23 protein-coding genes are annotated in these 26,053 nt (G+C 60.7%); 9 read left to right on the top strand and 14 right to left on the bottom strand.

From position 1 onward, the window contains the following. Window positions 1-114: 114 nt before the first annotated feature. The 3 genes from BLL36_RS27635 to BLL36_RS27625 are packed head-to-tail and all read right to left on the bottom strand — an operon-like array spanning window position 115 to window position 2,459. The gene (locus BLL36_RS27635) at window positions 115-594 is read right to left on the bottom strand and encodes a YbaK/prolyl-tRNA synthetase associated domain-containing protein (RefSeq protein ID WP_083735347.1); all 480 of its coding nucleotides are present in this window, start codon (window positions 592-594) and stop codon (window positions 115-117) included. 16 nt (window positions 595-610) lie between these two features. Continuing rightward, the gene (locus BLL36_RS27630) at window positions 611-1,369 is read right to left on the bottom strand and encodes a sulfite exporter TauE/SafE family protein (RefSeq protein ID WP_076954774.1); all 759 of its coding nucleotides are present in this window, start codon (window positions 1,367-1,369) and stop codon (window positions 611-613) included. Between the two features lie 4 nt (window positions 1,370-1,373). Further along, window positions 1,374-2,459, bottom strand: a complete 1,086-nt coding sequence (locus tag BLL36_RS27625) for a TauD/TfdA family dioxygenase (RefSeq protein WP_076954773.1) — start codon at window positions 2,457-2,459, stop codon at window positions 1,374-1,376. A gap of 109 nt (window positions 2,460-2,568) precedes the next feature. Between BLL36_RS27625 and BLL36_RS27620 the strand changes: the two genes are divergently transcribed. Next, window positions 2,569-3,501, top strand: a complete 933-nt coding sequence (locus BLL36_RS27620) for a LysR family transcriptional regulator (RefSeq protein WP_076954772.1) — start codon at window positions 2,569-2,571, stop codon at window positions 3,499-3,501. A gap of 13 nt (window positions 3,502-3,514) precedes the next feature. On the opposite strand, the gene BLL36_RS31835 is transcribed toward BLL36_RS27620, so the two are convergent. Next, window positions 3,515-3,739 carry a VOC family protein gene (locus tag BLL36_RS31835; RefSeq protein ID WP_394329504.1) on the bottom strand — a complete coding sequence of 75 codons (225 nt, stop codon included), beginning with the start codon at window positions 3,737-3,739 and terminating at the stop codon, window positions 3,515-3,517. 414 nt (window positions 3,740-4,153) lie between these two features. Here BLL36_RS31835 and BLL36_RS27610 point away from each other — a divergent pair, with 414 nt between their 5' ends. The 3 genes from BLL36_RS27610 (at window position 4,154) to BLL36_RS27600 (ending at window position 8,851) form a co-directional block, all read left to right on the top strand. Then, window positions 4,154-5,737, top strand: a complete 1,584-nt coding sequence (locus BLL36_RS27610) for a BCCT family transporter (RefSeq protein ID WP_076954771.1) — start codon at window positions 4,154-4,156, stop codon at window positions 5,735-5,737. Window positions 5,738-5,822: 85 nt separating this feature from the next. Beyond that, window positions 5,823-7,832, top strand: coding sequence for a CocE/NonD family hydrolase (locus BLL36_RS27605; protein WP_076954770.1), 2,010 nt, complete (start codon window positions 5,823-5,825; stop codon window positions 7,830-7,832). A gap of 83 nt (window positions 7,833-7,915) precedes the next feature. Beyond that, window positions 7,916-8,851, top strand: coding sequence for a LysR substrate-binding domain-containing protein (locus BLL36_RS27600; protein WP_076954769.1), 936 nt, complete (start codon window positions 7,916-7,918; stop codon window positions 8,849-8,851). 164 nt (window positions 8,852-9,015) lie between these two features. On the opposite strand, the gene BLL36_RS27595 is transcribed toward BLL36_RS27600, so the two are convergent. Continuing rightward, window positions 9,016-10,185: a catalase family protein gene (locus tag BLL36_RS27595; protein ID WP_076954768.1), complete on the bottom strand. Its 1,170-nt coding sequence runs from the start codon at window positions 10,183-10,185 to the stop codon at window positions 9,016-9,018. Then, window positions 10,182-11,990 (bottom strand): di-heme-cytochrome C peroxidase, encoded by a 1,809-nt coding sequence (locus tag BLL36_RS27590; RefSeq protein WP_076954767.1) that lies wholly within the window; start codon window positions 11,988-11,990, stop codon window positions 10,182-10,184. The genes BLL36_RS27595 and BLL36_RS27590 overlap by 4 nt, the downstream gene beginning before the upstream one ends. A 257-nt stretch (window positions 11,991-12,247) precedes the next feature. On the opposite strand from BLL36_RS27590, the gene BLL36_RS27585 reads away from it, so the two are divergent. The 4 genes from BLL36_RS27585 to BLL36_RS27570 all read left to right on the top strand — a co-directional run bounded on the left by BLL36_RS27585 (window position 12,248) and on the right by BLL36_RS27570 (window position 14,736). Further along, window positions 12,248-12,979 carry an FKBP-type peptidyl-prolyl cis-trans isomerase gene (locus tag BLL36_RS27585; protein ID WP_076954766.1) on the top strand — a complete coding sequence of 244 codons (732 nt, stop codon included), beginning with the start codon at window positions 12,248-12,250 and terminating at the stop codon, window positions 12,977-12,979. Window positions 12,980-13,461: 482 nt separating this feature from the next. After that, a complete protein-coding gene (locus BLL36_RS27580) occupies window positions 13,462-13,920 on the top strand; it encodes a YkvA family protein (protein WP_076954765.1) in 459 nt (152 codons plus the stop codon). A gap of 106 nt (window positions 13,921-14,026) precedes the next feature. Further along, window positions 14,027-14,368, top strand: coding sequence for a helix-turn-helix domain-containing protein (locus tag BLL36_RS27575; RefSeq protein WP_076954764.1), 342 nt, complete (start codon window positions 14,027-14,029; stop codon window positions 14,366-14,368). Next, window positions 14,365-14,736, top strand: coding sequence for a hypothetical protein (locus BLL36_RS27570; RefSeq protein WP_076954763.1), 372 nt, complete (start codon window positions 14,365-14,367; stop codon window positions 14,734-14,736). Before BLL36_RS27575 ends, BLL36_RS27570 begins: the two co-directional genes overlap by 4 nt. Here BLL36_RS27570 and BLL36_RS27565 read toward each other — a convergent pair. The 8 genes from BLL36_RS27565 to BLL36_RS27530 form a co-directional block, all read right to left on the bottom strand. Further along, on the bottom strand, window positions 14,733-16,502 hold the full coding sequence (locus BLL36_RS27565) for a bifunctional diguanylate cyclase/phosphodiesterase (RefSeq protein WP_076954822.1): 1,770 nt from the start codon (window positions 16,500-16,502) through the stop codon (window positions 14,733-14,735). The genes BLL36_RS27570 and BLL36_RS27565 overlap by 4 nt on opposite strands. Window positions 16,503-16,620: 118 nt before the next feature. Beyond that, entirely contained in the window at window positions 16,621-18,702 is a 2,082-nt protein-coding gene (locus BLL36_RS27560) for a carboxy terminal-processing peptidase (protein ID WP_197678455.1), read from the bottom strand. A gap of 291 nt (window positions 18,703-18,993) precedes the next feature. Continuing rightward, window positions 18,994-19,647: an HAD family hydrolase gene (locus BLL36_RS27555; protein WP_076954761.1), complete on the bottom strand. Its 654-nt coding sequence runs from the start codon at window positions 19,645-19,647 to the stop codon at window positions 18,994-18,996. Window positions 19,648-19,676: 29 nt separating this feature from the next. Further along, window positions 19,677-20,666: an ABC transporter ATP-binding protein gene (locus BLL36_RS27550; protein ID WP_076954760.1), complete on the bottom strand. Its 990-nt coding sequence runs from the start codon at window positions 20,664-20,666 to the stop codon at window positions 19,677-19,679. Further along, the gene (locus tag BLL36_RS27545) at window positions 20,663-21,463 is read right to left on the bottom strand and encodes an ABC transporter permease (protein ID WP_076954759.1); all 801 of its coding nucleotides are present in this window, start codon (window positions 21,461-21,463) and stop codon (window positions 20,663-20,665) included. The genes BLL36_RS27550 and BLL36_RS27545 overlap by 4 nt, the downstream gene beginning before the upstream one ends. After that, window positions 21,450-22,286, bottom strand: coding sequence for an ABC transporter permease (locus BLL36_RS27540; RefSeq protein WP_076954758.1), 837 nt, complete (start codon window positions 22,284-22,286; stop codon window positions 21,450-21,452). Before BLL36_RS27540 ends, BLL36_RS27545 begins: the two co-directional genes overlap by 14 nt. Then, window positions 22,283-23,089, bottom strand: a complete 807-nt coding sequence (locus BLL36_RS27535; protein WP_076954757.1) for an alkaline phosphatase family protein — start codon at window positions 23,087-23,089, stop codon at window positions 22,283-22,285. Before BLL36_RS27535 ends, BLL36_RS27540 begins: the two co-directional genes overlap by 4 nt. Window positions 23,090-23,269: 180 nt before the next feature. Next, window positions 23,270-24,346: an ABC transporter substrate-binding protein gene (locus tag BLL36_RS27530; protein ID WP_076954756.1), complete on the bottom strand. Its 1,077-nt coding sequence runs from the start codon at window positions 24,344-24,346 to the stop codon at window positions 23,270-23,272. 347 nt (window positions 24,347-24,693) lie between these two features. Here BLL36_RS27530 and BLL36_RS27525 point away from each other — a divergent pair, with 347 nt between their 5' ends. Beyond that, window positions 24,694-25,407 carry a UTRA domain-containing protein gene (locus tag BLL36_RS27525; RefSeq protein ID WP_076954755.1) on the top strand — a complete coding sequence of 238 codons (714 nt, stop codon included), beginning with the start codon at window positions 24,694-24,696 and terminating at the stop codon, window positions 25,405-25,407. The last annotated feature ends 646 nt before the right edge of the window (window positions 25,408-26,053 follow it).

The raw sequence follows: 26,053 nt of genomic DNA, 5'->3' as shown, positions 1-26,053 counted from the left end.
GGCCTACTGGCCGAGCATGACGCGACGACAGTAGATGCCTGCCATGCGCTGTCCATCCGACTTCGGCGGTGATGGCAATGTCCTTGGCTGCCTGCTCCAGCTCAAAACGTCTGCTCAGGCCTGGCTGATATCCAGCAATCGAGGCCTGGCAATCGCCAGATAATCCTGCGTATCGAGCACCATCGACGCATCCAGCCGACCCGCGTTGAAGGCTATTTCGGCGTAGCCTGTGGTCAATCCCGGATCGACGATCAATTGAATCCGCTCATCGAAAACAAAAGGAGGGATGGCGCCGATCCGGCACCCGGTCAGTTCCATGGCGGTTTCGGCCTTCACCAGCTCGGCTTTTTTCCCACCCAGGGCCGCTCCGACTTTCTTCATGTCCAGCTTCTGATCGCCCGGCAGTATCACCAGTGCATAAGGTCCGGCCTTACCCTTGAGGGAGCAAAGCATGGCCTTCGCGCCTTGGCCGGGCTCGGTGCCACGGATTTCGGCGACGCGCGCCGACTGGCCCTCGGCATCGTGCATCAACACCCGGTAGGAGGCTGAGCGAGCATCGAGCAGTGCCACGAGGCGATCGAACATGGGATGCATGGAGTTTTCCTCGGGTTTACAGGAACAGGTCGTAGGACAGTTTGCTGATCAGGATCACCAGTAATACCAGGAATAGAGCCCGGACAAAGGGCACGCCTTTATGAACCGCCAGCCAAGTGCCCGTGAGCGCGCCCAGGATGTTGAATGCCGCCATGGGGATTGCGATCAGGTAGAGCACGTTACCCGTCGGAATGAAGAATATCAGTGCCGCTACGTTGGTCGCGATGTTCACCAGCTTTGCCGATGCCGAGGCATGAAGAAAGTCGAAGGCGAAGCAGCGAATAAACAGGAAGATCAGGAAGCTGCCAGTGCCGGGACCGAACAGACCATCGTAGAAACCGATAGCGCCGCCGATGACGATCGCCAGCAGTTTTTCCTGGGTACCGATGTGCATGGGTTTATGCAGGGCGCCGAAATCTTTTTTCCAGAAGGTGTAGATCGCCATCAGAACAATCAACACCAGCACCGCCGGCCGGATCATCGACTGGGGTACGAACGACACCGTGGCGGCTCCGAAGAAAGCCATGACAAAGGCCGCGCAGGCGGCGGGGATCACAAGGCCCCAATCGATCACCACCTTGCGCACGAAGGACCGGGCCGCGAATGCCGTGCCGCAGGCGGCCGCGACCTTATTGGTCCCCAGCAGCGCCGCCGGTTGAGCGGTGGGTAGCACGTTGAATAGCGCGGGAATCTGGATCAGTCCGCCGCCGCCCACCGCCGCATCGATCAGGCCGGCGGCGAAGGCGAACACGCAAAGGATGACAATATCGACCATGAAATCAGGCTCTGGCTATGTAGGGCTGATGAGGGTCCAGCGGCACCACGCGTGCCGGATCGTTGACCCCGAAGACACGCAGCATCCAGCGATCACGGCCGTCGTAGCGGGGGGTAAAACCATCCCGGGCGTGCAGGGTTTGCTGGTTCTTGAAAATCAACATGTCCCCTGGTTGCAGCAGTATGTGGTGCACGACATCGGGATGATTGGCGGCGGCGGCGAACAGTTGCAGGGCAAACTGCGCATTGGCGCAGGTCGTTTCGACACTCGCTTTGTTGTAGCGGCAATACAGGCCAGCGGTTGCGCTTCTGTACAGCAAGGGGACGTTTTCCAGCACATTCCCCTGTTTGCCGAAAGAGGCCGGTCGGCGAACGGTGAAGTTCGGACGTGACAATTCTTCTTCGACGCAGGCCGGCAGAATGGCCAGCACCTCGTCAATGGCGACGATGCGCGTCGGCACGTCGAGCTCGCAGCGCAGGCCGGTCAGGGACAGGTACTCCGGACAGGCCGACAACTGCGAGACGGGTTCGCAGGTCAACGGCAGGTGAGGATTGTCGACATGCATGTCCAGATCTGCGCGCGAGCCATAGGAGCTCTTTTCAGTCTCTCGCTTGTGCTTGGGCGACACGTGACGGAACACTGTGTTGTTGCTTTCACCCTCGTATGCCAGCGGGCGGGTTTGCAGCGTTTGCAGCACGGACAGAATAGCCCCGGCCAGAATCGACAAGTTCTCGATACCCGGCTCCAGGTCGTAGGGCGTGGCGGGCAGTTGCGGGTCCAGCGGCAGCCCCCTGACGATCATCGCCACTTCACGGGCCTGGGGAAAATTACGTAGCTGCTGGATTTTCTCGGTGCACAGGACACTTTCCAGCAACAACCCCAGGGCCGGCATGTGGCGGATACCCGAGGCGCTATCGGTCACGTCCAGCGATGCCAGACCAGCCTGAAGTGTGCGTTGTTCTTCGAGCGACAGATGAATTTGCGGTATCTCCCGTCGGGTCGAAGTCACTGATTTTTTTTCCAGCCCTTCATGAGTTGCTTCATCAACACACGCTGCGGCTTTCCCGATTACTTCATCCAGCTTCGACACGTCCTTGCGCTCCTGTTTGCCCCATCCTTGTGGGTTGAACGGGAAGGTTAACGGAAGGGCCTTTTTTGTGTTGCAATGCCGCGTTGTGAAAAACGCAATGAGGTGGACAGTGGCATTGAATATGTTGGCGGAACTTGAAGCTTTCGCCACCGTGGCTCGCAAGCGCAGCTTCGTCGCCGCGGCACGGACGCTGGGACGCTCCCCCAGCGCACTGACCCGCGCCGTTCAAGCCCTGGAGGAAAGTGTGGGGCTCAAGTTGTTCAATCGCTCGTCCAACGCCGTGAGCTTGACCGAAGCGGGCGAATGCTTATTGCCCCACGCCTACAAAATGCTCGACCTGCAACGTGAGGTGGATGAAGACCTGGCCGGTCTCAGCGGCCTGGCCTCCGGCTGGATTCGTTTTTCCGCCCCCGAGTTTCTCGGACACGGGGTATTGCCCCGGTTGATCGCGCAATACTGCGAGCGTTATCCCGACGTTAATATCGATGTGATTTTCACCGATGAGATCATCGACCCGGCCAAGAGCAAACTGGACTTTTCGATTCGCGGCGCGTTTCCACAATCCAGCGACTTGATCGGCTTTGCGCTCTGGAATTATTCACGTTATTTGTATGCCAGCCCCGACTACCTGGCGCGCAACGGTATGCCCGACTCCATCGAGGCACTGGAGTCGCATTCGCTGATTCTGCATACGGCGCCGCGGATTCTCAAGGAGTGGAATTTTCGCAGTGAGGAGCAGGCCATCAGCTTTCGGGTTCATCCAAAATTTCGTTTCAGCTCCGGTCTGGCGGTATTCCAGGCAGCCCTGGCGGGCGTCGGGATCGCCCGCTTGGCGGATTGGATGGCGGAGCCCGAAGTAGAAGCGGGGCGCCTGCTCCGGGTTTGTCCTGAGTACAAGCTCACCTCCAGCAGCGGTGAGAGCCCACAGATGCACGCGGTGTACCCGGCCGCAAATTTGCCGCTGCGGGTCAAGGCATTGATGGAGATGATCCGTGGCTTAGGTGAAAGCCTGGAATGTAAACGCGGCTCAGCACTGATATGAGGCCACGGGTCGTTCAGCCCTGTCCTACTCTTCTTTGTGAGAGGCAGCGGCGATCCCTACAAATGCCTGAGGCCGGGGCCGTCGGGTCAATAGCGATGACTTCCAGATAGAAACTCGTGCCCAGTCGCAGCAGTTTGTTGTGGGTTCCCATAAGCGGATGACAACCGCCTTGGTTTTGTAGTGAGCGGGCTTGTCCCGCGCTGGGTGGCGAAGCCGACCCAAAACAAGTCGCCCCAATTTAACCTGACACACCGCGGCGGTCCGATTGGGGCGGCTTCGCCACCCAGCGCGGGACAAGCCCGCTCACTACAGGGGGTATTTGTCAGCCTTTGAAAGTGTAGATACCTATGCCCTGACGGAGGAAGGACGTGAACACTACATTCAGGGGAATTGCCCCGAGCTGATCGATCAATATCACGGGTTATACATTCCCTCCCGCGCCTCGCCATTGTGCATTGCCTATGCGCCTTGAACTGCGCAGGTGCGTCATGACCTGGCGGAATACCCCCATGCACATTGGTTGATTGCACCTTTGGCCGCTTAAACGGTTATCTATAGCCACGCGAAGACTTCCAGGCGAGTGACCGGCAGCAGGATGCTGCGGTGCACGCTATCCAAACTAAAAAACAGTCTGCAAGGGGAATGGCTCATCATGAAATATCCATTGCGTCCGTTGGTGTTCTGGCCAACGTTCCTGATTCTGCTGGCGGCGGTGGTCGCCAGCTACATCGACCTGAATGCCTTCCTTGCGGTGAGCAAACAGCTCAACACCTTGATCCTCACGAACTTCTCCTGGCTGTTCAGCGCCGGCTCGTTTGCCATGGTTGTGCTCACCGCTATCGTCTACTTCTCCGCGCTGGGCAAGGTGCGTATCGGCGGTGCAGACGCCCAGCCGTTGCTGAGCAAGTGGCGCTGGTTCATGGTGGCGCTGTGCACCACGCTGGCGGTGGGCGTGCTGTTCTGGACCACCGCCGAACCGCTCTATCATCTGTATGGGCCGCCGACCAGCCTGCCGATCGAGGCGGGCAGCGCGGCGGCGAAGAGCTTTGCCATGTCGACGATGTTCCTGCACTGGACCATCACGCCCTACGCCATTTACCTGGTGCCCTCGCTGGTGTTTGCGCTGGTGTTCTACAACCGTCGCAGCAACTTTTCCATCGGCGCCATGCTCGAGCCGCTGCTCGGCAGCGCGCGGGTCAAGCGCTACGCCGGGCTGATCGACACCCTGGCGATGTTCGCCCTGGTGGCCGGCATGGCGTCGTCGCTGGGTACTGGCGCGCTGACCTTGGCCGGTGGCCTGGCCCAGTACATCGGCGGTGAAACCACGCCGTTACGCCTGGCCGTCATCATTACGATCATCGTCATCACCTTTGTCGCGTCGGCCGCCAGCGGCCTGCAGAAGGGCATTGTGATGTTGTCGTCATTCAACACCTGGATCATGCTGGCCCTGGGGCTGTTCGTGCTGTTGTGCGGGCCGACCCTGTACATGTTCAGCCTCGGCGTCGAGTCGCTGGGTGTGTACCTCGACACCTTCTTCAGCCGCAGCCTGTTCACCGGCGCCGCCAGTGGCGACAGCTGGCCACACAGTTGGACAGTGTTCTACTGGTCGGTGTGGTTTGCCTGGGCGCCGGTGAGTGCGCTGTTCCTGGGCAAGATCGGCCGTGGTTATACCGTGCGTGAATTCATCCACATCAACATGCTCTACCCGGCGCTGTTCACCGCGGTGTGGATTTGCATCTTCTCCGGCACCAGCCTGTACTTCGACGCTCTGGGCGACGGCAGCCTCAACCGCGTGCTGAACGAGCAGGGCGTGGAGCACGTGCTGTACCAGATGTTCCAGCAGTTGCCGGCCAGTGGCCTGATGATCGCATTCCTGCTGTTCGTGGCGTTCATCTCGTTTGTCACCGCGGCGGACTCCAGCACCGATGTGATCGCCAACCTGTGCAGCAAAGGCGTGACGGCCGATTCCGACCTCGACGGCAACCCGCTGTTGAAAATTATCTGGGGCCTGATCATCGGTACGGTGTCGTGGGTGATGGTCGCGTTTGTCGGGGTTGACGGGGTGAAGATGCTGTCCAATCTCGGCGGCTTGCCGGGGATGATCCTGGTATTGCTCGCCAGTACTTCGCTGATCTTCTGGCTGAAAAACCCGGCGCTGCTCGAGGTGAAAAGCCCCATGCCGGCCACTGAAACCGAGCTGGGTGGCGCCGACTCCGTGGCTGAGTTCGCCCGCTGAGCCATACAACCCGTGTGTTTCCCTCTGCGCTTTTTTCCGGCGCGAGGGAGCCGTTTGCCCGCACTGAATGCGTTTGGAGTTACCGATGGAAATCGTTACCGAGTTTGCCTATACGGTCCGTGAAATCGAGCACTGCCTGATCCCCTTGAAGGACGGCACACAGTTGGCCGCCCGCATCTGGCTGCCGGACGTCGCCGGCGCGCAGGCCTTCCCGGCAATCCTGGAATACCTGCCGTACCGCAAGCGCGATGGCACCGCCGTGCGTGATGCGCTGACTCACCCGTGGATGGCTGGGCAGGGCTATGTCTGTGTGCGTGTGGACATGCGCGGCAACGGCGAATCCGAAGGCTTGATGGCCGACGAATACCTGGCGCAGGAGCAGGATGACGCCCTCGAAGTGATCGAGTGGCTGTGCCAGCAACCTTGGTGCGATGGCAACGTCGGCATGATGGGCATCTCCTGGGGCGGTTTCAACAGCCTGCAAGTCGCGGCGCGCCAGCCCGAGGCGTTGAAGGCGATCATCACCCTGTGCTCCACCGATGACCGTTTCGCCGACGACATTCACTACAAGGGCGGCAACCTGTTGATGGAGAACTTCGGTTGGGCCGCCACCATGCTCAACTTCAGCGCTGCGGTGCCCGACCCGTTGCTGGTCGGCGACGACTGGAAAAGCCTCTGGCATCAACGCCTGGAAGCCATGCCGCTGCTCGCCGAAACCTGGCTGCAACACCAGACACGCGATGACTACTGGCGCCACGGCTCGGTGTGCGAGGATTACTCGCAGATCAAGGCGGCGGTGTATGCCGTGGGCGGCTGGGGCGATGCCTACCGCAATACCGTGTCGCGCCTGATGCAAAACCTGCCCGGGCCGAAGAAGGCCATGATCGGGCCGTGGATTCACAAGTACCCGCATTTCGCCGTGCCCAATCCGGCCATCGGCTTTCTGCAAGAAGCCAAACGCTGGTGGGATCACTGGCTCAAAGGCCTCGATAACGGGGTGATGAATGACGCATCCTGCACTTTTTACCTACAGGATATTCTGCCGCCGAAGGGCAGTTATGCCGAACGGCCGGGGATCTGGGTGCAGACAGCCGGCTGGCCGGACCCGCAGGTGCAATGGACCGATTTCAGCCTGGGCGAAGAGGGCCTTGAAGCCGGCGCGCAGGTCTTGAGCACACCGCGCAGCATCTGCTCGCCGCTGACCACCGGCCTGCATCAGGGTGAGTACTGCGCCATCTGGTTTGGCCCCGATGGCCCCACGGACCAACGTCGCGATGACGCCCATTCGCTGTGCTTCGACTCCCAGCCACTGACCGAGCCGTTGGCGCTGCTGGGCGATGCACGCCTCAAACTGCGCCTGGCCAGCGACACCGCCTGCGGGCAATTGGTCGCGCGCCTGAATGCGGTGGCGCCGGATGGCCAAGTCACGCAGATCAGCTATGGCGTACTCAATCTCACGCTTCGTGAAGACCTTTCCCAGGTCACACCTGTCGTCCCGGGCGAACCGATGGACGTGCATTTGAACCTCGACCACATCGGCATGCGCCTGCCCGTCGGCTATCGTTTGCGCCTGGCGCTGAGTACGGCGAGCTTCCCGCTGCTGTGGCCAAGTCGCGAGCTGACCACGCTGACCTTGCTGCCGGCCCTGCAAACCTTGCAGTTGCCGGTGTTTACCGGCGCGGCCGTCGCTTGCCCGTTCGAGGCGCCCCAATCGGCGACCCCGGTGAACCTGGAAGTGCTGCGTGCCGCCGCGCCGAAACGCACGCTGAGCGAAGACGTGGGCAGTGGCGAAGTCTGCGTGACCATCGAAGACGACCTGGGCGCGGTGCGGTTTACCGACCATGGCCTGTCGGTGGACCAGCGTTGCACCGAGCAATACCGCACCTTGCCGTGGGACCCATTGTCGACCCGTGCCGATATCGAGTGGCATTACCTTGTCGGCCGCGACGCATGGGCCGTGGAAGTGGAAAGCCGCTTGAGCGTGCACGCCGATGCGCAGTGGTTTTACATCGAGGCGGAGCAGACGGCCTGGGAAAATGGCCAGCTGGAACACCGCCGGCAATGGAGTAAACGTGTGGCGAGGGTCGCGCTGTGAGCCGGCAACTGGCAGGATGCATGCCACGTTGATCTTCTCGGGCCTGGTTACAACCGGGCCCGTATTTGCCGATGGAAGTGCTCATGTCGCGCCGAAACGTCGATCTTCCGCCGCTCAACTGTCTGCAGACCTTCGAAGCGGCGGCCCGTCATTTGAGCTTTACCCAGGCGGCCCATGAACTGAACCTGACCCAGAGTGCGGTCAGTCGCCAGGTCAAACGCCTGGAGGAAGACCTGGCGCGTCCGCTGTTTTATCGGCTGGCCCAGGGTCTGAGCCTGACACCCGCCGGCGTGCGTTACTTTCGCACCATCCAGCGCCTGTTGCGCGAACTCGACCGTGAGTCCGCCGAGTTGCGCCGTCGCGGCGCCGATCGCCAGTTGACCCTGGCCAGCACACCCACCATCAGTTCTATCTGGCTCGCCGGCTTGTTGCCGCAGTTCCAGCGCGAACACCCGGACCTGGATATCCGCGTCCTGTGCAGTGAAAGCCCCAGCCATCTGGATGTCAGTGAATATGACCTGGGCCTGTTTTATCACTTGGATGAACTGCCAGCGCCCCACGGCCTGGAATTGTCGCCGGTGTTCGCCAGCGAGCAGGTCATCACCGTGTGCAGCCCCGGCTACCTGGCGCGCCACGGCCCGATTCGCGACGTGCACCATTTGCTGCACGCCCACACGTTGCTGATCGTGGAAGACCACTACCACGACTGGCTGACCTGGGCCGACTGGTTTGCCGGCGTCGGTGCCGACTACTACACCCCACGCCATGCGCTGCGTACCAACAGCTATCAACTGGTGATGCAATCGGCGGTAATGGGGCATGGCGTGGCGCTCGGCTGGAAGAGCCTGCTGGACGGCGAATTTGCCGCCGGCCGCCTGCAAATGGCCCTGCCGGACGCCCTGCACAGCCAGGGGCGCTTGCACTTGATGCAGCCCTTGCACCGTAACCCGCCCGCGGCGGCGCGCAGTTTTCAGCAATGGCTGCTGGCGAGTGGGCAAGCCCCAATGCCGATCAGTTAAGCGAACGCAATGCTCAAAGCAACGAGGATTAAATGTGGGAGCGGGCTTGCTCGCGAAAGCGGTGTGTCAGTGAATACATCTTTGACTGAACCACCGCCTTCGCGAGCAAGCCCGCTCCCACAGGGAGATTCATCAATCTTGTAATATGTTTCCAGGCGCGGGTGTCACTGTGACACGTTGCGGCTGTGCCGGTAGTCGCTGACCGCTTCATACACCGCCTTGCGCAAGCGGTTGATGCCGCCGACAGGGCGGTGTTCCGCGACGCCGAACCAGGGGTTGAACGATTGGTTGTCGCACGCCAGGTTCTGCTCGGGCGTGTCGAAATCCTGTGCCGGGATACGCACCTTGGCCACGGTTTCATAGGGCGCATCGCTCTCCTTCCATTCGATGCTGGTGTCTTCGATCGGCATGAATTTCTGCGGATTCTGGCGCTGGATCTGTAGCACGAAACACGCAGGCACGCGGTCGGTGGACAGCTGCTGGCTCAAGGCGCCGCGCAGGAAGTTCGGCAGGTCCTGGTTCTGCCTGGGCAGTTGATACTGCGGGCAACTCTGCGGGTCGGGGGCGACGCGGAACTTGGCGTTGGCCGCGCCGAACTTGTAGGGCGAGACCGAAAAGTACGTCGTCTGCGTCGGGCTGGCCGGTGCGGGCGCCAGGGTCGCCAAAGCGATGAACAAGTGGCGCACTTGCCAGCTGCGCGGGTCGACCTTGGGGAAGAACGCCAGCACTTTCTTGCCATCCGCTTGCGCGCCGATGTTCTGCGCGTACTCCGCCACGTCGCTGACAAAGAAGTTCGGGTGGCTGAACATCACGAAGTCCTGCTCCGTGCGGGTTTGCTGATCGGCCAACAGTTGCTTGCCCGGCACGTCCAGCAGCTTGAGCGCCATGCCGCGCGCATCGCGGATGCTGTCGAACTGCGGGTAGGCGTTGCCGTTGGACAAGCGCATCAGCGCCTGCCAAGTCTTGCCAGGCTCGGCGAACACGCCCTGGCGCAGCGTCGGATCGAGGTCGGCCAGCACGCTGACTTCGGCTTTCACGCAGCCATGGGCCTTGGCGTGGGCGTCGCGCAGGTAGCGCGTGCCCTCGCGGTGCTGGTCGACGATGCGCACCGCCGTCTGGATGATGCCTTGGGTCATCGCCGCTTCGCCCGGCGGCACTTGCTCATCGGCCGACACCGGGCCGCTGTGCTGCCAGGCGTACCAGGCAGTCGCCGCCAGCCAGACGAGCAGGCCGAGGCACGCCAGCCACAGCAAGGTCTTGCCGAGAAACGCGCCGATGCGCAGCCAGAGGCGGGCGAGCAGGGAAGGTCGGTCGTATCGGGAACGGATAATCATGGCAGTTGTTGCTCCAGCGGGCCGCCCAGCACTTTGAGGTATTCCAGCAGCGCCCAGCGTTCCTGCGGCGCCAAGCCGCGGCCGATGACGCCATTGCCACGCTTGCCGGCACGGAATTCGTGGCCGCTGTTGTGGTTGCCGGTGATTCTGGTATCGAACAGGAAGGCATTCTTGAACGCGCCGGTCTCAAAGCCGAGATGGCGCGGGTCATAGTTGAAGGTGCCTTTATAGAAGGTGGTGCTGCGCTCGTCCTGGGGCGAAAGCAACTGGTAGATCGTCGGCACTGAACCGTTATGCAGGAACGGTGGGGTGGCCCACACGCCCGCCAGCGGCCGCGCTTTGTAGGCGCGCAATTCGCGCACGCCGATGGGCAGGCCGTAACCGTCCAGGCGCGGACGTTCGGCCGGGGTCACGCCGGCGGCACGGTAGGCATGGGCTTCGACGAAGGCAGTGACGTACGCCAGGCCCTTGGCCACGGACATCTTCTTCAGGTCCAGGGGCTCGCTTGGCGTGGGGTGCAGCTCGACATTGAGCTGGGCCAGTTCCGCAGGCTCCCATTGCAGCGCGCTGAGGTCGTAGCGCTGGTCGGCAATGTTGCTGGCGGTGCTGGGGTCGGTGCCGATGTCATCCACGGGCAGCATGTTCAGGTGCTGCACGGGGTGGCCATTGTCCTCGGTGACACGGGGCACATGGCAGCCGGCGCAGTTCTCGGCGAACAGCGCGCGGCCTTGGGCGGCAAGTGGCTTGTCGATGGCGCCGAACAGCTCCTCGGGCCAGGTTGGCGGCTTGAGACGCTGCAAGGTTTCTTCGATCAGGCTGAGGTCGCGCACGCGTACGCTGGACGGGTAGCGCGCATCGCCCTGGAGTGGCTGGCCGGCGGCGTCAAAAAAGGCCAGCGTCGCGCCAACACCCAGGGCCTCACCGATATTGCGCGCCATGGGCTGCTGGGCGGAGCCGTTCCATTGCACCCAGTCGAAGGTCCAGATATCCCACAATTGCGGGTAGTCCACCGGTGCGTTGGCGACGCGATAATTGTCTGGGGAAATGGCATCGCCAAAGCTGGCGTTGGCAATACGGCCAAAGGCGTCCGTGCGGCCGGGGCCTTCTTCTGTAGGGTAGAGGCCACGGTGGGTGTCGTTCCAGGCCACCTTGAGGAACTGGTTCAGCGAGGCTTTGAAGTCCTGGCGCAGTTTCGTGTGCTCGGCCTCGTAGCGATCCCCCAGTACCTGGCGGGCAAAGCGCTCGAACTTCCACGGGTTGTAGTAGGTGGCCGCAAGGCTCGCGACCAGGGCCTGGCCGAAACTGCCGCCGCGCAGGGTCGGCACGCTGGAAGGCAGCACATGCTGGGCGGATCCGCCGTCGATGCGCAGGGCCTGGTTATTGAAGTGCAATTGGCCGGTGTGGCAGGCGGCGCAGGTGATGTCCAGGTATTCGACGTTGCTGCCGGCGTTCTTGTGCCGGGCGAACCCCACCGGCAGGTTGCCGGGGTTTTGCGCGGTAGGCACCTGCTTGGGGTCCACCAGGAAACCGAAGCGCGCCAGATAATCCGGCGCGGCGAAGCGTTGCTCGGAAAACGGCAGCTCCAGGGCGGTGAACCAGTCGTAGTGCAGGCCTTTTACCTGCGTGCCCTGGGGTGTGAAGTAGTAGGTCTGGCGGTCGGCTGCACTCCATTGCTCCTGGTAATGCACCTGCTCCACCGGCACGTAGTCGGGCAGCTTGGGGTTGATGGTGTAATAGATCACCACGGCCAGCAAAAGGGCCACAAGGGTGAATACCAGCAGTAGAACACGGGAAAAAATGCGCAAGAGGGCTATCCTTGTCTCGGTCTTGTCGAGTCGTCTCGTTGTTATGCCACTACGCCACAGGTGCGGCAAGTGGCCATGAGCCTGGCGACAGGCAGTCCGCGATCCGTCGCGGGCTTCCATCATGAATGAAAATGCGTTTAAACACGTGAACTTATCAGACGTTTCCTGCTCACATGCCGGTAGCCATTGGTCGTGGCCGCCTGATAAGCTCGCGACTTTATTCGAATGCCCTTTTGGCGCATGAACAAGGAAATAGCATGAAACAGCATCGGTTGGCGGCGGCGGTGGCCCTGGTTAGCCTGGTACTTGCGGGTTGTGATTCGCAGACCAGCGTAGAGCTGAAAACCCCGGCGCAGAAAGCTTCCTACGGCATCGGCCTGAACATGGGCAAGAGCCTTGCCCAAGAAGGCATGGATGACCTGGATTCCAAAGCAGTAGCCCAGGGCATCGAAGATGCCGTCGGCAAGAAAGAGCAGAAGCTCAAGGACGACGAACTGGTTGAGGCGTTTGCCGCACTGCAAAAGCGTGCTGAAGAACGCATGACCAAGATGAGCGAAGAGTCGGCAACCGCCGGCAAGAAATTCCTCGAAGACAACGCCAAGAAAGACGGCGTCGTCACCACCGCTTCCGGCCTGCAGTACAAGGTCGTGAAGAAAGCCGATGGCCCTCAGCCTAAGCCGACTGACGTGGTGACCGTTCACTACACCGGCAAGCTGACCAATGGCACTACCTTTGACAGCTCCGTGGATCGCGGCAGCCCGATTGACCTGCCGGTCAGCGGCGTGATCCCGGGTTGGGTCGAAGGCCTGCAACTGATGCACGTGGGCGAGAAGGTCGAGTTGTACATCCCGTCCGACCTGGCCTACGGCGCACAGAGCCCGAGCCCGGCGATCCCGGCCAACTCCGTGCTGGTATTCGACCTGGAGCTGCTGGCCATCAAGGACCCAGCCAAGGCTGAAGCCCCTGCTGCACCGGCTGCCAAGAAGTAACAGGCGCCTGAACACCCAACGCCCCGTCTCGACGGGGCGTTGTTGTATCTGGCGTTACCTACCTCCACATGTGTTCGCCGGGCACCTACACAATTCTGTAGTGAGCGGGCTTGCCCCGCGCTGGGGGGCGAAGCCGCCCTAAACCAAGCACTGGGTTGTTTCGGTTAAAACTGAGGTGTCTGGATTAGGGGCGGCTTCGCCCCCCAGCGCGGGCGGTGCGACGATTCGACAAGCCCGCTCATTACAAATCCAAACGAACGTCCATACCTGGCAACAGTCTGATATAAGACTCGAGCACGGGTATCCGCACAGCAACGCCAAGTCAATGAAATCTTGGGTTTTTTTTCAGTGCGCAAAAAACGCCCGATCTGACTGCAAGCCTTGTAACCCGTGGCTTTCAGCCCGGAAAACAGGCTCTGTTCACAAGGTTATCCACAATTTGTGTGGATAACCTTTTATGTCGCCTGGAACTGGAGTGACAAATGAAACCACCCTTCAATTTCACCCGTTTCCTACCCATGGCCGCACGTCTGCTGGGTCGTGGACGTTTGCCGACGCTGCTGTTTGCCGTCGCCGCCAAAGGCTCAAGCCAGGGCAATCGCCTGGGCAAGCTCAAGGATGATCTCAAGCTGCTCCAGGCCCTGTGCCTGGCCTACTGGCGCGGCGAGTACCGGGCGATCAGTGTCAAGGCGCTGATCTCGGTGGTAGCGGGGCTGATGTACTTCGTGAGCCCGATCGATGCGATCCCGGATTTCCTGCCCATGTTTGGCATGCTCGATGACATCGCCGTGCTGGCGTGGGTCATGAAGACCCTGGACGGCGAACTGAGCGCTTTTCGCGCGTGGCGTGACGCCCAGCGTCCGGAAAAGCTCGCCGTGGTTGAGCGCCTGCCAGCGACGCCAGCCTTGCTGTCCAAGGAAAACCCGCAAAAAAACGGATGACACGGCATATCCCCCTGCGACCTTTGTGGCTGTTAGGATTACACTCCTAAGGAAGAGCTTAAGGAAAAAGCCTACTAAGCAAGTGCAGTTATCCTACGGGGCAGTCATGGATATTCAGATAATTACACGCGATGGCGCACCCGAATACGCGGTGCTGCCATGGGACCAGTACCAGGCGCTGCTAAAGGCCGCCGGTCAGCAACAACCTTCGCCGCCTCCTTCTTCATCGCCTGCCCAAGCCGCTTGCGAACAGGTGCTGCGCCCGCTCGCAGACCTGCGCGGCTTGCGCGAGGCCAAGGGCCTGGCCGTCGAGACCCTCGCCCGCACCGTGGGTATCAGCCCTTCCTATCTCGGATTGATCGAAAGCGGTGAACGCCAGCCGGATGCCGCAATTCGCCGCAGCCTGGCCTGGGAATTGGGCGTTGCAGGATGGAGGGATGAATCTTGAGCCTACGTATCAGTCGCCAGCATTGGGATGGGTTGCTCAATGAGCTGGATCAGGCGCGCCGCCAGCGGCATCTGCTGACCTACCGCGCGTTGCTCGAGCGCCTGCAGTTCCCCACGCCGGCCATGCAAACCCTGGCCGCCGCGCTGGAGCACTTGGCCGCGCTGGACGCCAAGGCCGAACAGCCGTTGCGCAGCTCGCTGGTGATCAGCCAGGGTGCCAGCCGCCTGCCGCGTACCGGCTTCTTTGAGTGTGTAGAGCGCCTGGGGCGTTTCAGCGGGCCGTCCGATGGCGTGGCCGCTGCCTCCTGGCATGCCTCGGAGGTGGTGCGGGTGTTCGAATACGCGTACCCGGAATCCGCCGAGGCTTAAATAGCTTGAGGTAGAGCATCCATGCTGTCGATCACATGGATGCTGTAGCCGGCAACGTTCTTGGCATGGTGCTTGGCCTGCGACGCCAACTCCGCCAGTTGGCTGGCGTCCAGATGCCCGCAGGCCTCTGGATATAAATGCACCACGCCGATGGACAGCGACAGCAGTGCAAACTCCTGGCGTGCGCCCTGGCGGTTCAACGCTACGAAACAGCCTGCATCGAGGTGTTCGGCACGGTAGAAGCGCCGGCATTGGGTGTGGAAGTCATCCAGCAGTTGATTGAGCCGCTTGCGCCAATCCTGCGGGCCCAGTACCAGCAAAAAGTCATCGCCCCCGATATGCCCGACAAAGTCGCGGCTGGGATCGACGCGGTCGTTGAGGCACTGCGCCAGGCACAACAGCACTTCATCCCCACGTCCGTAGCCGTAGATATCGTTGAATGGCTTGAAGCTGTCAATGTCCACGTAGCAGATCACCGACTCGCGCTGTTGTTGCAGCAGGCGCGTCAGGCATTGCTGGATCGGCACATTGCCCGGTAGCAGGGTCAGCGGGTTGGCATAACGCGCCTGCTGGATTTTCAGCTCGGTAATCAGCTTGAGCACGTCGATCACCCGGCCCAGGCCCAGGTAGTCGCCGTTGAGCGTGATGATGAAATCTTCTTCGATGCGCTGCCGGGCACGACTGGTCAGCAGGCGGCTGACCTGTTGCAGGGACTGGCTCAGCTCGACGGCGAGAAAGTCGATACTCATCAGGCGGCTGATCGGCTTGCGCGCAAACAGGTCGGTCGCGAACGGCTTGAGCAGCGCATCCGACAGCGAGTGCCGGTGCACGATACCGATCGGTTGCCCACGTGCGTCCAGCACCGCCAGGGAGTTGAGGTTGGCCTGGCGACGAAAGGCTTCAAGCACCTGGGCAGTGGCGGTGTCCTGGTCCACTGCCGGCTGTTCGTTGAGCAGCGCGCTGAGGTCACTGCCTTCGTCGTTCAGTGCCACGTTGGCGCTGTCCGGCTTGGGCAACATCAGGCGCGCTTCTTGCGGCGGCTGCTCTTGCGGGCGGCAAAGCAGGTAGCCCTGGACCAGGTCCACGCCCATTTCCGTCAGTACAGCCAACTCTTCGGGCAACTCGATGCCTTCGGCAATCACCTGGGCGCGCGAAGCCTTGGCGATCTGCAGGATGGAGCCGACGAACTCGCGCTTGAGCGCGTCCTGATGAATGCCATCGATGAAATGCCGGTCGATTTTCACGTAGTCCGGGCGCAGCTCCGACCACAACCGCAGGCTGGAGTACCCGGCGCCGAGGTCATCGAGGGCGATGGCGAAACCCATGTCACGGTAATGATGCAGGGCGGTTTGCAGCAGGTCGAAGTCGTCGGTCGGCGTCTGCTCGGTGAGTTCGATCACCACTTGGCTGGGCGGGATACCGAAGTCGCGCAGCAGTTGCAGGGTGCGCCCCGGTTGGTGCGCGGTTTCCATCAGGGATTCCGGCGAGATATTCAGGAACAGCTTGCCCGGCAGTTTCTGTTCGTTGAAGCGTCGGCACGCGCTTTCGCGGCACGCCATCTCCAGTTCGCTGAGGCGCCCGGCATGACGGGCCACGGAGAACAGCGCGATTGGCGAGTGCAGCGGGCTGTTGGAGGGGCCGCGGCTAAGGGCTTCGTAGCCGAGAATGCGCCGTTCGGACAGGCAAATGATCGGTTGGAACAGGCTGTGCAAACTGCCATGAGCCAGGATAGAGCCCAGTGCATTCAGCTGTTCGGTCATGGTCATGGCGATCTCGATCGAAAAAAAAGGACCGCAGGTTGGAAACCTGCGGTCCTTCATTTCACGACAGAATGATGTCTATATGATGACACTCCAAGGAGGGATCACATTAATTCGCCATCATTTACTGCTTGGCTACCTGCTTGGTGATCTTCAGGTAGTCCAGCAGGATCCGGCCCGTCTCGGCCAGGTAGGCGTCATCTTCCGGTTTGGTTTTTTCCGCTTCGGTCGGCAGCGCATCTTCGTCTTCTTTCTTCAGCTCCTTGAGTGGATCCTCACCCTTGGCCTTGCGGCGGATGTTTTCCAGTACGAGTTGCTTGTTTTCGATATCGGAATGCTGCGCGCGGCGGTCGACTTCGTTGAGGCTGACGGTTTTTTCTTCCATCAGCTTCTTGGCCAGGGCCAGCTTGTCGCGGATGAACACGAACTCGGCATCCTTGGCGGAGCGGGCATCGTGGTCAGCCTTCAACTGTGCCAGGAATGGCTTGAACGGGTCCGACGCCGGCTTGATCGCAGGGCGGATGGTGTCCCACGGCATGGCTTCGGGCAGGGCACTTTCGCCGATTTCCTTGGTGTCGATGATCGATGGGAAATCAATGTCCGGCAGTACGCCCTGATGCTGGGTGCTCTGCCCGGAAACCCGGTAGAACTTGGCCAGTGTCAGTTTCAGCTCGCCATGGTTCAGCGGCTGGATCGTCTGCACGGTGCCTTTGCCGAAGGTCTGGCCACCGATGATCAAAGCGCGGTGGTAGTCCTGCATGGCGCCGGCGAAAATCTCCGAAGCCGATGCCGACAGGCGGTTGACCAGCAACGCCATCGGGCCTTTGTAGAAGGCGCCCGGGTTCTCGTCTTCGAGCACGTCGACACGGCCGTCGGCATTGCGGACCAACACGGTCGGGCCCTTGTCGATGAACAGGCTGGTCAGCTCGGTGGCTTCCTGCAAGGAACCGCCGCCGTTGTTGCGCAGGTCGATCACCACGCCGTCGACTTTTTCCTTCTGCAGCTCGGTCAGGATTTTCTTCACGTCGCGGGTGGTGGACTTGTAGTCCGGGTCGCCGGCACGGAAAGCCTTGAAGTCCAGGTAGAAGGCTGGGATTTCAATCACGCCCAACTTGTAGTCCTTGCCATCCTGCTTGAGGTTGAGGACTTTCTTCTGCACGGCCTGGTCTTCGAGCTTCACCGCTTCACGCGTAATGGACACGATCTTGCTGGTCTGGTCGTTCGGTGCGTTGGTGTGCGGAATCACTTCCAGGCGCACCACGCTGCCTTTCGGCCCGCGGATCAGCTTGACCACTTCATCCAGGCGCCAGCCGACCACGTCGACCATCTCTTTGTCAGCCTGGGCCACGCCGATGATCTTGTCGGCCGGGGCAACCTGCTTGGTCTTGTCCGCCGGACCTGCCGGCACCAAGCGCACGATCTTGACCTGGTCATTGTCGCTTTGCAGGACGGCACCGATGCCTTCCAGCGACAGACTCATATTGATATCGAAATTTTCCGCGTTATCTGGCGACAGATAATTGGTGTGCGGGTCGTAGGACATCGCGAAAGTGTTGATATAGGCCTGGAAGATATCTTCGGCGCGGGTCTGGTCCAGGCGCGCGAGCTGATTCTTGTAGCGCTTGGTCAACAGTTCCTGGATGGCCTTGGGTTCTTTACCGGCGATCTTCAGGCGCAGCACTTCGTCCTTGACGCGTTTGCGCCACAGGTCGTCAAGCGCGGCGTTGCTGGTCAGCCAAGGGGCGTCCTTGCGGTCCACCAGGAGGGTTTCCTTCTGGGTGAAGTCGAGCTTGTCGACGCCTTTGTTCAACTCACCCAGGGCGAAGTCCAGACGCGCTTTGACGCGGTCCAGGTAACGCTTGTAGATGGTGAAGCCGGGCTGCAGGTCGCCGCTCTTGAGGAGGTCGTCGAACTGGGTCTTCCACTTGTCGAACTCAGCGATATCGCTGGCCAGGAAGTAGCTGCGCGACGGGTCCAGCAGCTTGAGGTAGCTGTCGTAGATGATCACCGAGCGAGCGTCGTCCAGCGGCGGCTTGCTGTAGTGATGACGCTTGAGCAACTCGACGACGTTGAGGCTGGCAATCACCTCATCGCGATCCGGCTGAAGGTTGTCCCAGCTGTTGGCAGCGAACGTATTGGTCGACATCGACGCGAAGCCGAGACCAATGAAAAGAGCGAGGGCGGTGCTTGGGAACAGATGCTTCATGCTGATTCGACGCGGGGGCAATTGATAACGCATATTAGGCCGTCTTTGAGGGAGCCGGTTCCATATGGTCCGGTCGCATAATGCAAAAAGCCCGGCGGTACAGCGACGGGCTCAGTCCAGACTCACTATGGAGGCACTGTGAGAGCATTGCAAGGCGTTGACGGTCATGTGACGTTGTTAGAACAACCCGGTCCTACAGGCGATGTAGGCCAGGTTCAATTTGCAATGCAGTCAATGTGGGAGCTGGAAGCCAGCTCCCACAGGGATTGGGTTTTCAATTCAAGGGCGTAGTCAGGCCCAATGGTGAATGGGCCAGCCGGCTTTTGCGGCATGTTCGCGCAACACCGGATCAGGGTTCACGACTTGCGGGTGATCGACCTTCAGCAGCAACGGCAGATCATTGCGCGAGTCCGAATAGAAGTACGCCCCTTCCAACGTTTCACCTTCCTGCTCCAACCATTCCAGCAACCGCGTGATCTTGCCTTCGCGATAGGTCAGTACGCCGGCCGTGCGCCCGCTGTATACGCCATGGCTGACGTCAAGGTTGATCCCCAGCACTTCATCGATGCCGATCCGCGCCGCAATCGGCGTGACCAGGTGCGTGCCCGACGCGGAGATCACCAGGATCCGGTCACCGTTTGCGCGGTGACGGGCGATGGTTCTGGTGGCATCGCTGTAGATCAACGGCTCGATCACGTCCTCGACCCAGGGTTCGACAAGGTGCTCGATTTCTGCCGGTGTGCGGCCGATCATCGGCTCCAGGCTGAAGTCCATGAAGTCTTCCATCTTCAGCTTGCCTTGGCTGTAGGCGTCCATCAGTTCATTGTTCCTGCGCATGAACGATTCCGGGTCGACCCAGCCCAGGCGGCCCATCTGTTCGCTCCACAGGGTCGCGCAGTCGCCGTGGATCAGGGTGTCGTCCAGGTCAAAAATTACCAATGCCATCCTTCGTGCTCTCTGAAATAAACGTTGCGTCAGGCTACTTCACACAGGGCGCTCGGGTCGATGGAAAGTGCCAGGCGCTGGCCGTTGGGGTGCAGGTCATCGGCCGAGCGGTTGAGTACGTCCACCACCAGTTCCACGCCGCGCGCTTCGATGCGGTAGCGAATCACGTTGCCCAACAGGCTGTGGCTGCGCACCAGCGCATCCAGTTTGCCCTCGCGGCTCAGCTCGATGGCCTCCGGGCGAATGGCAATTCGCCCTTTGATTGGCCGTTGCAGCAACTGACTGGCCTTGTCGGCATCAAGCAGGTTGTAGTTGCCGATAAACCCGGCGGCAAATACATCCACCGGAGCGGTATAGAGGGTTTCGGCATCGCCGCTCTGCACGATCTTGCCCTGGTTCATCAGGAAGATGCGGTCGGACATGGTCAGGGCTTCTTCCTGGTCATGGGTCACGAAAATCGTGGTCAGCCCCAGCTCGCGCTGGATCTGGCGAATCTGCTCGCGCAAGTGCTTGCGAATACGTGCATCCAATGCCGACAGCGGCTCATCCAGCAACAGCAGGCGCGGACGTGTCACCAGTGAGCGGGCGAGGGCGACACGCTGGCACTGGCCGCCGGACATCTGATGCGGATAGCGTCCGGCCAGGTCTTTGAGTTCCACCAATTGCAGCACTTGCTGCACGCGCTTGTGGCTGTCGTCGGCGTTGACCTTTTGCATGCGCAGGCCGAAGGCGACGTTCTGTTCCACGGTCATGTTGGGGAACAGCGCATAACTCTGGAACACCATGCCGATATGCCGTTTTTGCGGGCTCAGCGGCACGATGTCCTGGCCATCCAGCAGGATTTTCCCGCTGTCTACCGAGGTCAGCCCTGCGATGCAGCGCAGCAGCGTGGACTTGCCGCAGCCGGACGGGCCAAGCAGGGTGACGAACTCACCCTTGGCGACTTCGCAGTTGATATCGCTGAACACCGGGGTGCCGGCGTAGCTTTTTTGCAGGTGTTGGACGCTGACGAAGCTCATTGGCTTTTGTCCTTGTTCAAGATGTTGGCGGCCCAGGTCAGCACCAGCACAAAGAAGAAATAGGAAATCACGACGGCGCTGGTGAAGTGGCCGCTGCTGTTGCGCATGTTGTTCAGGTACACCTGCAGGGTTTCGTAGCGGGTGCCGACCAGGATATTGGCAAACACGAACTCACCGAACAGGAACGAGAACGACAACAGCAGCGCGACCATCAGGCCTTTGCGCAGGTTTGGCAGCACCACCAGGATCGCCGCCTGCCAGGTGCTGGCGCCGAGCAATTGCGAGGCGTCCATCAGGTCGCGCAGGTTGATGGCTTGCAGGTTGTTGGTAATCGCCCGGTACATGAACGGCAAGGCCACGGTGAAATAGCAGCCGATCAGGATCCATGGCGTGCCGACCATCGCCATCGGCCCCGAACCATAAAGTTGCAGCAGGCCCACCGACGACACCACGGGCGGCACCGCAAAAGGCAGCAGGATCAGGATGTTCATCAGCGCGTCGAGCCTGGGGAAGTGGTAATGCACCACGAACAGCAGCGGCAGGATCAGCACCACCGACAGGATCAGCGCGCCGACGCACACCAGCAAGGATTGCCCGAAGGCCATTAAAAAGCGCGGGTCGCTCCACAGCTGTATGTACCACTTCAGAGTAAAGCCAGCCGGCAGGATGGTCGCCGACCAGCTGCTGGCGATCGAGTAGACAAAGGTGCCCACCAGGGGCAGCACCAGGATGGCAAACAGTACGTACACCACGACCCGATGGTAGAGCGAGGCCGGGCCTGCTTCAGCGCGAGACATGGTAGCTCCTCTTGAGCAGCAGTTGATGGACCACGGTGACCACGGTCATCAGGGCCACCAGCACCACGGCCAGGGCGCTGGCCAGGTTCGGGTCAAGCGACACGTCGCCGGACACCAGCCCCGCGATGCGGATCGGCAGCACGTTGAAGTTGCCGGTGGTCAAGGCGTAGACCGTTGCATAGGCGCCCAAGGCATTGGCCAGCAGAATCACGAAAGTCCCCAGCAGCGCCGGAGTGAGCACCGGCAGGCCGATATGCCGCCAGAACTGCCAGCCATTGGCGCCGAGCAGGGCGGCGGACTCGCGCCAGTCTTCGCGCAGCGCGTCGAAGGCCGGGTACAACAGCAACACGCCCAGTGGAATCTGGAAGTAGGTATAGAGAATGATCAGCCCAGTCTTGGAGTACAGGTTGAAATCCTGAATGATCCCCGCCTGCTTGAGCATGATGGTGATGCTGCCATTGAAGCCCAGCAGGATGATGAACGCGAACGCCAGGGGCACGCCGGCAAAGTTGCTGGTCATGTTGGCGAACGCGGTGACGAAATTGCGCAGCGGCGAATCCACGCGCCGCAGGGAGTAGCTGCCCAGCGTGGCGATGATGATGCCGAAGACACTGGAGTAGAAGCTGATCTCCAGACTGAATTGGATGGCTTGCAGGTAAAACTTCGAGCTGAAGATGCGTACGAAGTTTTCCACGCCCCAGCCGGCTTCTTCGGTTTGCAGGCTATTGATCAGCACCCACACCAGCGGTGCGATTTCGAACACGATAAAGAACAGTGCGAAAGGCACCAGGCACAGCAGCGCCAGCCATTTGCCACGGTTCATTTCAACAGCTCCCGGCACACAGGTTTGTCATGGGGCACGCCCAGCAGCTCGCAGACGGTGCCGCAGAGTTCGGTCTGTTTCGGCGCGGCATTGGGGTCCAGGCTGAAGGCTTCACCGAGCACGAACAGCGGCACTTCGCGTTCTTCCGGCAGCAGGCCGTTGTGGGAGCGGTCGTTGTTCATGCCGTGGTCGGCGGTTACCAGCACTTGGTAGCCGGCGTCGAGCCAGGCTTGCAGGTAGTCGGCCAGGATGATGTCGGCCGAGCGTGCGCTGTTGCGGTACTGCGGGGTGTCGAGGCCGTGCTTGTGGCCGGCGTCGTCGATGTTCATCGGGTGCACCAGCAAAAAGTGCGGTGCGTGCTTGAGGCGCAGGCTTTCGGCATCGGCGAACAGGTGGGAATCGGGGTAATGGTCATGCCAGTAGAAATGCCCGTGCTGGATCGCCAGCGCCTTGTCGTCGGTATGACGGTCGCGGGCGGCGAGAAAGGGCGTGCGGTTATACAACTCGCTGACCCAGTGATAAGCCGCCGCCGCCGTGGTAAGGCCGGCGTCGGTGGCGTAATGGAAAATGCTGCGCTGGGTGGACAGGCGCGAGACGTTGTTGTGCACGATGCCGCTTCGGATCGGAGGCACGCCGGTCAGGATGCATTCATACAGCGGGCGGGACAGGGCGGGCAGTTCACATTCCAGTGTGTAGAGAGCTGCGCGTCCTGCGCCGACATAGGCCTGCAAGTGCCCCATGGCGAGCCTCGCAACCTCGAAATTCAGGCCGTCGAGCACGACAAGGATGACAGTGTGCTTCATGGGGGGCTGGCGCTCCGCAACAGTAGGCTTGACTCAAATTCTCTGGCACAACCGGGTCAAAATGTGGGAGCTGGCTTGCCTGCGATGGCGGTGCATCAGTCGACACAGAGGTTGAACGTCAGACCGCTATCGCAGGCAAGCCAGCTCCCACACTGACTGCATTTCAGGCCGGGAACCTGATTACTTCATCTCCACAATGACCTGCTCGTTCCACAACTGCGGCAGCTTCTTGGACGTCGCTTCCCAGGCGTCTGCATCCTTGATCGGCTGCGGGTTGGCCTTGGTGTACTGCTCGCCCGGAATCAGGTTCTTGGCGATATCGGCCGGCAGCTTCAGGTCGGTTTCGGCGCGGATCGGACGTGCATTACCCTTCGCCAGGTTGAGCTGGCCGGCATCGCTGAAGATGTATTCGCGGGTCAGCTTGGCGGCATTCGGGTGCTTGGCATACTTGTTGATGATGGTGGTGTAGCCGGATTTCACCGAGCCATCCGATGGGATCAGCACCACGTAGTCATCCGGGTTGGCCATCTTGGCCTTGTAGCTCAGGCCGTTGAAGTCCCAGACGATACCCACTTCGACTTCGCCTTTTTCCATGGTCGCGATGGTCGGGTTTGACAAGCCGAGACGGCCTTGCTGGGCGATCTTGGTGAAGAACTGCAGGCCTGGAGCGATGTTCTTTTCGTCGCCTTTATTGGCAATGGCCGCGGCGAGCACGGCGTTGGACGCCTGGGCCGCGGTGCTTACGTCACCCACGGAGACTTTGTATTTGCCGGTTTGCAGATCCGCCCAACTGGTAGGGACTTCGGAGCCGTGCAGCAGCTTCTTGTTGACAATAAACGCGATGGTACCGGTGTAGGCCAGGGCCCAATGACCGTCCTTGTCTTTTGCCCAATCCGGCACCGAAGCCCAAGTGGACGGTTTGTAAGGCTGGGTCACCTCCTGCTTCACCGCGATTGGGCCGAATGCTGCGCCCACGTCGCCGATATCGGCGCTGGCGTTGTCTTTTTCGGCCTTGAACTTGGCGATTTCCTGGGCCGAACTCATGTCGGTGTCCATGTGCTTGAGGCCGTACTTGGAGGCGAGGTCTTCCCAGGTGCCTTTCCAGTTGGCCCAGTCATCGGGCATGCCGACGCTGTTGACGGCGCCTTCCGCTTTCGCGGCGGCTTCCAAGGTTTTTAGATCGGTATCAGCGGCCATGGCGGCGGTACACATGGCGATGGTCGAGCCTAACAGTGATGCCAGGAAAAGCTGTTTCATCCGAAGCTCCTTTGGGCGTTTTCAACGCGGCGTTTATTCAGGCGGTGTTGTTGGTCTAGGTCAGAGCAATACCTGAGCCAATCTAGACGGGATGGATGACAGTTTCATGTCGATGTCGTTTTCAAAGCCGTGAAGTCGTTAAGCGCAGACTCAGCGTAGACCATGCTCAACGGCCCGCAGGTATTGGACTTGGCCGATGTATTGCAGCGTGTGCTGTCGGGGCTCGGCAGGGGTTGTCATCTGTCGGTCATCTGCAATGCCTAGGCTGGGGCGCAGCAGTGCAAGCCCAGTTACGGCGCGGTTTGTGCACCTGATCGGTGCTGGTCTAGTCCAGATAGGTAACATTGATGCGTGATGAGGCAATCAAGGCGGTGACATCCATTGGCCTGGCGCTGCAGGAGCAGATCGACCACGGTTTGCTGCCGCCCGCCAGCAAATTGCCCGCCGAGCGCAAGCTCAGCGAGTTGTTTGGTACCACCCGGATTACCGTGCGGGAAGCCTTGTTACAACTTGAGGCCCAGGGGCAGATCTATCGGGAGGAACGTCGCGGCTGGTTTGTCTCGCCGCCACGGCTGGCCTACAACCTGATGCAACGCAGCCACTTCCACGCGATGGTGAGTGACCAGGGGCGCGTGGCGTCCACTGAAGTGATCAGCGCGCGGCTGCAGCCGGCGTCGGCGGCGGTGTGTGCATGGTTGCAATTGCCGGCACTGTCCAGCGTGATCCAGATTTGCCGGGGCCGGCGCATCGATGGGCGTTTGGTGTTGTATGTGGAACACTACCTGAACCCGCAGTATTTTCCCGAAATCCTGGCGTGCGATTTGAATCAGTCGATGACCGAGCTGTATGCGCGCAAGTACGACTTGCACTATGGGCGGGTGCGCTTCGAGATCGTGCCGACGTCACTGCCGGTGGAAGCGGCGGCTGCGTTGCGTGTGTCGGTGGGTAGCCCTGGCTTGCGGATAGCCCGGGTCAACTATGACCAGCACCAGCGGTTGATCGACTGCGATCTGGAGTTCTGGCGGCATGATGCGATTCATGTGGGTGTGGATGTGATTTAACAGCATTTATTAGATTTGCCGAGGCCCAATGTGGGAGCTGGCTTGCCTGCGATGCGCACGGGTATCTACACAACTTTCAACGGTGTGTGGCGAGGAGCTTGCTTGGCGGCCTTCGGGCCGACCGTTTTTTTGGGTTTGACCGAGTACATATCCGTTGCTGCGGTAACGGCGGCTTAGGGTTCCGCCCTTACGGCGGGTCACTTTTTGAAGAGCGCAAAAAGTAACCCAAAACGCTTCGCCCCACCACTCGGTGCCTCGCCTAGGCTCGGCATGTCCGTAATCCGACATTGATTTGGGGGGCCGCCGCCACGCGCCATCCATGGCGCGGGGCGGCTAAACCGGCGTCCTGCCGGTTTACCCCCCAAATCAATGTCGAATTACGGCCAGCGTGGTTGACGGGGCGCCTCAGATCAAGATCAAAAACAAAGCGCGGCGGCCTTAGAGCCGACCGGTATTCATGTCGAACTCGGTTCAAAATGTGGGAGCTGTCGAGCCCCAGCGAGGCTGCGAAGGCGGCGGCACTGCTGGCATTTTCTTCGCCTGACCCACCGCTTTCGCAGCCTCGCTAAAGCTCGACAGCTCCCACAGGGAGGTTGGTCAACTGAAAGTTGTGTAGATACCCATGCTGCGATGCGGGCGCCGCGGT

Origin of the sequence: Pseudomonas cedrina subsp. cedrina, assembly GCF_001983175.1 — a bacterium.
In the GTDB taxonomy this organism is placed as follows: domain Bacteria; phylum Pseudomonadota; class Gammaproteobacteria; order Pseudomonadales; family Pseudomonadaceae; genus Aquipseudomonas; species Aquipseudomonas cedrina.
Note: the sequence above shows the minus strand (reverse complement) of the source record. Positions and strands in the feature narration are given on the sequence as shown.